This is a genomic window from Streptomyces sp. NPDC054841 (genome assembly GCF_053611045.1).
The window spans coordinates 1-6,846 of sequence record NZ_JBSGZO010000451.1 but is presented as its reverse complement, the minus strand read 5'-3'; the positions used below and the strand labels follow the sequence as shown (position 1 = coordinate 6,846).

Below are 6,846 nucleotides of genomic sequence, written 5' to 3'. Positions count from 1 at the left end.
TTGTCGAAGGACAACGCCTCGGCCAGCCGCACGACGTCCGCGCCGGCGGCCTCGCCGAAGGCCGCATCGGTGCGGGCCGCGGCGCCGACCGGTTCCTGTTCGTACCGCTCGGCACCGGGATCGCCGGGGCCATCGGCATCGACGGCGCCATCGAGGCCGGCGCGCACGGCTGTGCGGGCGAGATCGGCCACATCGTCGTCCGGCCCGGCGGCCCGGAGTGCGGCTGCGGACAGCGCGGCTGTCTGGAGACCCTCGCCTCGGCCTCGGCCGTCTCCCGGGCCTGGGCGGCGGCGAGCGGTGACCCCGAGGCGGACGCGGCGGACTGCGCCAAGGCCGTCGAGTCGGGTGACGCGGCCGCCGTGGACGTCTGGCAGGGCGCCGTCGACGCGCTCGCGGACGGGCTGGTCACCGCGCTCACCCTGCTGGACCCGCGCACGCTGATCATCGGTGGCGGGCTCGCCGAGGCGGGGGAAACCTTGTTCACACCACTGAGGGCCGCGGTGGAAGCACGCGTGACCTTCCAGAAACTGCCCGCGATCGTCCCGGCGGCCCTCGGGGACACCGCCGGATGCCTGGGCGCGGGTCTCCTCGCCTGGGACCTGCTCGACACGGAGGTAACCGCCTGATGGCCGACCGCATGGTTCTCACGGGCGCCCGGGTGGTGCTGCCCACCGGCATCGTCGAGAACGGACGGGTGATCGTCGAGGGGACCCGGATCGCCGGGCACGCCCCCGCCGACGCCCCCGCAGTCGACCTCACCGGGCACTGGGTCGTCCCCGGGTTCGTGGACATGCACAACCACGGCGGCGGCGGCGCCTCCTTCACCTCCGGCACCGCGGAGGACGTGCTCACGGGCGTCCGTACGCACCACGAGCACGGCACCACCACCCTGGTCGCCTCCACGGTCACCGGCGACATGGACTTCCTCACCCACCGAGCCGGGTTCCTCTCCGAGCTCGTCGAGCAGGGCGACCTGGCCGGGATCCACTTCGAGGGGCCGTTCATCTCCCCCTGCCGCAAGGGCGCGCACAGCGAGCAACTGCTGCGCGACCCGGACCCGTCCGAGGTGCGCAAGCTGATCGACGCCTCCCGCGGCACGGCGAAGATGGTCACCCTCGCCACCGAACTGCCCGGCGGCATCGAGTCCGTACGACTGCTCGCCGAGCACGGCGTGATCGCGGCGATCGGCCACACCGACGCCACGTACGAGCAGACCGTCGAGGCCATCGACGCGGGCGCCACCGTCGCCACGCACCTCTTCAACGCGATGCCGGCGCTCGGCCACCGCGCCCCGGGCCCGATCGCCGCGCTGCTGGAGGACGAGCGGGTCACCGTCGAGCTGATCAACGACGGCACGCATCTGCACCCGGCGGCGCTGGAGCTGGCGTTCCACCGGGCGGGCCCGGCCCGGGTCGCCTTCATCACGGACGCGATGGACGCGGCAGGCTTCGGCGACGGCGTCTACCACCTCGGCCCGCTGGAGGTCGAGGTCAAGGACGGCGTCGCACGGCTGGCGGAGGGCGGCTCGATCGCCGGGTCGACGCTCACGCTGGACACCGCGTTCCGGCGCGCCGCGACGATCGACCGGCTGCCCGTGCAGGACATCGTCCAGGCGATCTCGGCCAACCCGGCCCGGCTGCTCGGCGTGTACGACGAGGTCGGCTCGCTGGAGCCGGGCAAGGACGCCGATCTGGTGGTGCTGGACGGGGAGTTCGGGCTCAAGGCAGTGATGCGCAAGGGCGCATGGGTGGTCGAACCGTAAGCACGTCGTGACGCGCGTCGACGCGCGTCGACGTGCGCGGGCGAACGCGCGGGGTGCCGCGCAACGCCACGCAGGGCCGCACTGGGCGGTTGGCCGACGGGGGTCTGGGCCAACCGCCTTCTTTTTGGCATGATCAGGACCCGTCCGACGAAGGCAAGCGCATGCTCCGGGGGTGTCAGAGGTGATCCTGACGGTCACGCTGAACGCCGCCCTCGACCTCACCTACCGGGTCCCCGCGCTCGTCCCGCACGCCTCCCACCGGGTCACCGAGGTCATCGAACGCCCCGGCGGCAAGGGCCTGAACGTCGCACGGGTGCTGGCGGCGCTGGGGCACGAGGCGGTCGTCACCGGCTTCGCGGGCGGCGCCACCGGCGGGGTCCTGCGCTCACTGCTGGCCGGGCTGCCGGTACGCGACGCGCTCGTCCCGGTCGCCGGCGACACCCGCCGTACGCTCGCCGTGGTCGACGCGGCGCGCGGAGACACCACCCAGTTCAACGAACCCGGCCCGCTCGTCACGTCCGAGGAATGGGCCGCGTTCCTCAGCAGGTACGACGCGCTGCTGGGCGACGCCGACGCCGTCGCGCTGTGCGGCAGCCTGCCGCCGGGTATCCACGTCGGCGCCTACGCCGATCTGATCCGCCGGGCGCGGGCCGCCGGCGTCCCGGTGCTGCTGGACACCAGCGGCGAACCGCTGCGCCGCGGCATCGCGGCCCGCCCCGACCTGGTCAAGCCGAACGCGGACGAGCTCGCCCAGCTCACCGGCTCCCGCGAGCCGCTTCGCGCGACCCACGACGCCCGCCGCCGCGGCGCCCGCACCGTGGTCTCCTCCCTCGGCGCGGACGGCATCCTCGCCGCCACGCCCGACGGCACCTGGCAGGCCGCCCCGCCCGGATCAGTCCTCGGCAATCCGACCGGCGCCGGCGACTCGGCCGTCGCGGGCCTCCTCTCCGGCCTGGTCGAGTCCCTTCCCTGGCCGGACCGGCTCACCCGCGCGGTGGCGCTGGCGACGGCGACGGTGCTGGCGCCGACGGCGGGCGACTTCGACCGGTCGTCGTACGAGGACCTCCTCCCGAGGATCACGGTGACGGAGCACGCACCGGCGGCGTGACCGGCTCGGGATCTTCCACGCGGGAATCCAGGTGGCGAGGTTCAAGGGCGAGACGATTCAGAACGCATGCACGAAGTGGGCCACGCTCTGAGCCCTGAACGATGAATGTGAGCTCTATCGCAACCAGCGGTAGAGCTCACATTCGTATGCCTCGGGTCGGCGCTGTCAGCTCCGGACCTCTCCCTGCTTGAGGGACACCTGGTCAAGGAGCGCCTCACACTGATCGCCCTGCTCGCAGGAGATCTTGAGTGTGTTGGAGCCCTTCTTGAGGTTCACGTAGGCGTAGGTGCGGGTCCAGCCCTTCTCCCACTCACCGTTCTTGGCCTTAGCGAAGTTCGACATGTTGATCGAACGGGGCTGTCCGTCGTTGATCGTGAGCGAGGTCTTCGCGTCCTTGCCCGGCACGCTGTAGGTGATGAACATCGTGTACTTGCCGTCGGCCGGAATGTTCACCGACCAGCTGGCCGAGCCGCCCACGCCGTTGAACATCACATACGCGCCGTCCGCGCCCTTCGCGCCCTTGACGTCGCGCGCCAGGGCTGCCGGCGGGCCGAGCTTGAGCGTCGCAGCGTCCTGCTTCGGCAGATCGGCCGGCTTCTCCCCGGCGTCCTTGGACGAGTCGTCGCTCGGCTTCACCTCGTCGGCGGGCGCGCTGCTGTCCGTGGCCTGCGGGGACTTCTTGTCGTCGTTGCCGCTGGTCACCACGGCCGCGGTGATACCGATGACGACCACGGCGACCACGGCGATCGCCCCGATGAGCAGACCCTTGGTGTTGGGCCCGCGGCCGCGGCCACCGCCGCCCTGGCCCAGCGGGACCTGGCGGGTGGTGGCAGCACCGCCGGGGTACGTCTCGGGCGCCGCGTACTGGGGGCTGGGCTGCTGCGCGTACGGCTGCTGGTGCGGGACCTGGCCGTACTGCTGCTGCGGCTGCGCCGGCGGCTGCCCGTACTGGCGCTCGCCGACCGTCCTGACCTGGTTGTACGACGTTCTGGGCACGCCGGGCTGCGCGGCGGGACCGGGGTAGCCGTAGCCGCCCTGGCGGGGAGGTGTGGCACCCGCCTGCTGCCCGTCCGCGTACAGATAGCCGAACGGATCGTCGTCCTCAGGCGTGCTCGCGCCGTTGTTCCCGGCCGTCATCCCTGGTCACTCCTATCCATGCTCGCCAGCCGTCGCCGACCGGCCGAGCCTACCCCGTTTGAGCAACTCCAAGGACGGCCCGTGACCCCCGGCCGGTTCCCGGCCGGCGGCTACCCGGCCCGCCTGTGGACCTTCGCCCTCGACCGTTTCTCGATGTACATCCGCTGGTCAGCGGACTGAAGTACCTCTTCTACCGACATTCCGCAAACCGCCCAGCCGATCCCGAAGCTCGCTCCGACCCGGACCGCCCGGCCGTCCACCCGGATCGGCGGGATGATCGCGTTCCGCAGGCGTACGGCCAGGTCGGCGGCGTCCGCCGCACCGAGGCCGTCGGCGAGAACGACGAATTCGTCACCTCCGAGCCGCGCGACGGTGTCCCCGTCGCGTACGCAGGTGGTGAGCCGGCGCGCGACTTCGATGAGGACGGCATCGCCGGTGTTGTGCCCGAAGCGGTCGTTGATCGACTTGAAGCCGTCCAGATCACAGAAGAGGACGGCGAGGCCCTTCGTGCCGTCGTCGGTGTCGCCGTCCATGACCGGGGCGACGGCATGCACATGGTGGTCGTAGGGGCCGCCGGGCGCCGGGGCGTCGAAGTCGAAGCCCTCGGTACGGAAGCGGTGCTCGTCGGCGCTGCCGCCGTCCTCGTATCCCGAGCTGTATCCCGGCACGTAGCCGTTCTCTCCGTAGCCGTTCTCTCCGTAGCCGCTCTCGCCGTAGCCGTTCTCGCCGTAACCGTTCTCGCCGTAACCGTTCTCCGCGGGGCCGTTCCCGTTCTCGTAGGACCGCTCGTATTCGAGGGCCCCGACGGCCGTGCCGCCGCCCGGCCGGGCCGGCTGCGGCCGCTCGCACAGCCGGGCGCTGAGCCGGGCGCGCAGCTCCGCGCTGTTGGGCAGGCCGGTCAGCGAGTCGTGGCTGGCCCGGTGGGCGAGGTGCAGCTCATGGCGCTTGCGCTCCTCGATGTCCTCGACGTGCGTGAGCAGGAACCGGGGGCCGTCGGCGGTGTCCGCGACGACGGAGTTGCGCAGCGAGACCCAGAGGTACGTGCCGTCCCTGCGGCCCAGCCGCAGCTCCGCCCGGCCGCCCTCGGCGGACGTACGGAGAAGGGTGCCGATGTCCTCGGGGTGGACGAGATCGGCGAAGGAGTAGCGGCGCATCGCGGACGCGGGCCGGCCGAGCAGCCGGCACAGGGCGTCGTTGGTGCGCAGCAGCCGGCCGTGCTGGTCGCCGCCCATCTCGGCGATGGCCATCCCGCTCGGGGCGTACTCGAACGCCTGGCGAAACGACTCCTCACTGGCGCGCAGGGCTTGCTGTTCGCGCTCCAACCGGACGAGGGCGCGCTGCATGTTTGCTCGCAGCCGGGCGTTGCTGATCGCAATCGCGGACTGCGAGGCGTACATCTGGAGCGCTTCCTGGCCCCAGGCGCCGGGCCGGCGGCCGTTGCGCGGCTTGTCGACCGAGATGACGCCGAGGAGTTCCTGTCCGCCGCCCGATGTGTACATGGGGGCGTAGAGCCGGTCCTGCGGGTGCCACTCGTCCTCGAAGCGGGGCTCGGGTCCCTCCGTGTACCACTGCGGAACGTCGTCCTCCAGCAGCACCCAGCCCTCGGTGTGCGGAATGAACCGCAGCTCACCCCAGGCCTCGCCCATGCCGAGGCGGCGCTCCCAGGAGGCGCGGGAGCCGACCCGGCCGGTGATCAGGGCTTCTGCCGCGGAGTTCCCGGCGAAGGCGGCGACGACGAGGTCCCCGTCGGGGCGTACGAGATTGACGCATGCCAGCTCGTACCCGAGACCGGCCACGATGCCGTTGGCCACGGTCTGCAGCGTGTCCGCCAGACTGCGCGCCGTGTTGAGATCCGCCACGACCTGATGCAGCTGCCGCAGGGTCGCAAGACGGACGTACGGCTCCGACTCGGTCTCCATTGCTCGCTCTCCCCGAGACCTCGAACAGCTGACTCCAGGCTTCTCATCGGCTCTGTCGGTGCACCGGGTCGGTGCAGTGTCTCCGCCACTGAATCACAGCGAGCTGTCCACCCGGTACACAGGGTCAACAAATACTGCGCTCTGTGACTCAAGTCACAACAGATGATGAAGTGGGTCATGGGGGTCGCGAGGGCGTTCCATCGCTTCTTGAACGCAAATTCGGACAGGGTCCCGCCGGTCCGGAGTCCTAGGACCTGGATGGTCCCCCGGCCCGATGTGGCGGAGCGGGGACGAGATTAACGTTCCGGTCGTGCTGCAGACGACCCCCACCCCGAGTACCGAGGCGATCCCCCATGCTGAGGGGGTGAGCAACGACGAGTTCCGTGCCGCGATGTCCCGGCTGGCCGCCGGAGTGGTGCTGGTGACGGCGCACGAACCGCCCCTGAGCGAGGACGGCCCGCGCGGTGACGACGTCGGCATGACGGCGACGGCGTTCATGTCGGTCTCCCTCGACCCGCCGCTCGTCATGGTCAGTCTGCGCAACGGCTCACGCATGGACGACCTGCTGGCCGAACAGCCGATGTGGGGGGTCTCGGTGCTCTCCGAGAGCCAGCGGCACATCGCGGGCCGGTTCGCGATGAAGGGCCGCATCAGTGACCGGCTCCTCTTCGAGGACATCGCGTACACCCGCGGCGAGCGGTGCGGTGCCCCACTCGTCGGCGGCGCGCTCGCGGTCATGGAATGCCGTACGGAACAACGCATCGAGGCGGGCGACCACACGCTCGTGATCGGCCGCGTCCTGGACGTCGGCCTTCCGAGCGCGGACGGCGGCCCGCTGACGTACTTCCGGGGGCGGTACCGGCATCTGGGCTGAGCCCTGGTGCCGCCGAGGAACGGGGGGCTGGGGGCCGGGGGGACGG

General features: G+C 71.4%; 6 protein-coding genes. 4 read left to right on the top strand and 2 right to left on the bottom strand.

What is annotated here, in order from left to right:
- The 3 genes from ACWGI8_RS36260 to ACWGI8_RS36250 form a co-directional block, all read left to right on the top strand.
- Positions 1-626: ROK family protein (locus ACWGI8_RS36260; protein ID WP_453667625.1), on the top strand; the 626-nt coding region annotated here is incomplete at its 5' end.
- Positions 626-1,762 (top strand): N-acetylglucosamine-6-phosphate deacetylase, encoded by a 1,137-nt coding sequence (gene nagA / locus ACWGI8_RS36255; RefSeq protein WP_453667623.1) that lies wholly within the window; start codon positions 626-628, stop codon positions 1,760-1,762. The genes ACWGI8_RS36260 and nagA, both read left to right, overlap by 1 nt.
- A 181-nt stretch (positions 1,763-1,943) precedes the next feature.
- On the top strand, positions 1,944-2,870 hold the full coding sequence (locus ACWGI8_RS36250) for a 1-phosphofructokinase family hexose kinase (protein WP_453667627.1): 927 nt from the start codon (positions 1,944-1,946) through the stop codon (positions 2,868-2,870).
- A 165-nt stretch (positions 2,871-3,035) separates the two neighbouring features.
- Here the strand turns inward: ACWGI8_RS36250 and ACWGI8_RS36245 are convergent, their stop codons facing one another.
- Positions 3,036-4,007, bottom strand: a complete 972-nt coding sequence (locus ACWGI8_RS36245) for a carbohydrate-binding protein (protein WP_453667621.1) — start codon at positions 4,005-4,007, stop codon at positions 3,036-3,038.
- Between the two features lie 110 nt (positions 4,008-4,117).
- Positions 4,118-5,926: a diguanylate cyclase CdgB gene (gene cdgB, locus ACWGI8_RS36240; protein WP_453667619.1), complete on the bottom strand. Its 1,809-nt coding sequence runs from the start codon at positions 5,924-5,926 to the stop codon at positions 4,118-4,120.
- A 310-nt stretch (positions 5,927-6,236) separates the two neighbouring features.
- Here cdgB and ACWGI8_RS36235 point away from each other — a divergent pair, with 310 nt between their 5' ends.
- On the top strand, positions 6,237-6,800 hold the full coding sequence (locus tag ACWGI8_RS36235; RefSeq protein ID WP_453667617.1) for a flavin reductase family protein: 564 nt from the start codon (positions 6,237-6,239) through the stop codon (positions 6,798-6,800).
- Positions 6,801-6,846 lie beyond the last annotated feature (46 nt).

What these genes read in the sequence shown, in the direction of transcription:
- nagA (WP_453667623.1), top strand. Translation starts at nt 626, where the DNA reads ATGGCCGACCGCATGGTTCTCACGGGCGCCCGGGTGGTGCTGCCCACC.
- cdgB (WP_453667619.1), bottom strand. Translation starts at nt 5,926, where the DNA reads ATGGAGACCGAGTCGGAGCCGTACGTCCGTCTTGCGACCCTGCGGCAG.
- ACWGI8_RS36245 (WP_453667621.1), bottom strand. Translation starts at nt 4,007, where the DNA reads ATGACGGCCGGGAACAACGGCGCGAGCACGCCTGAGGACGACGATCCG.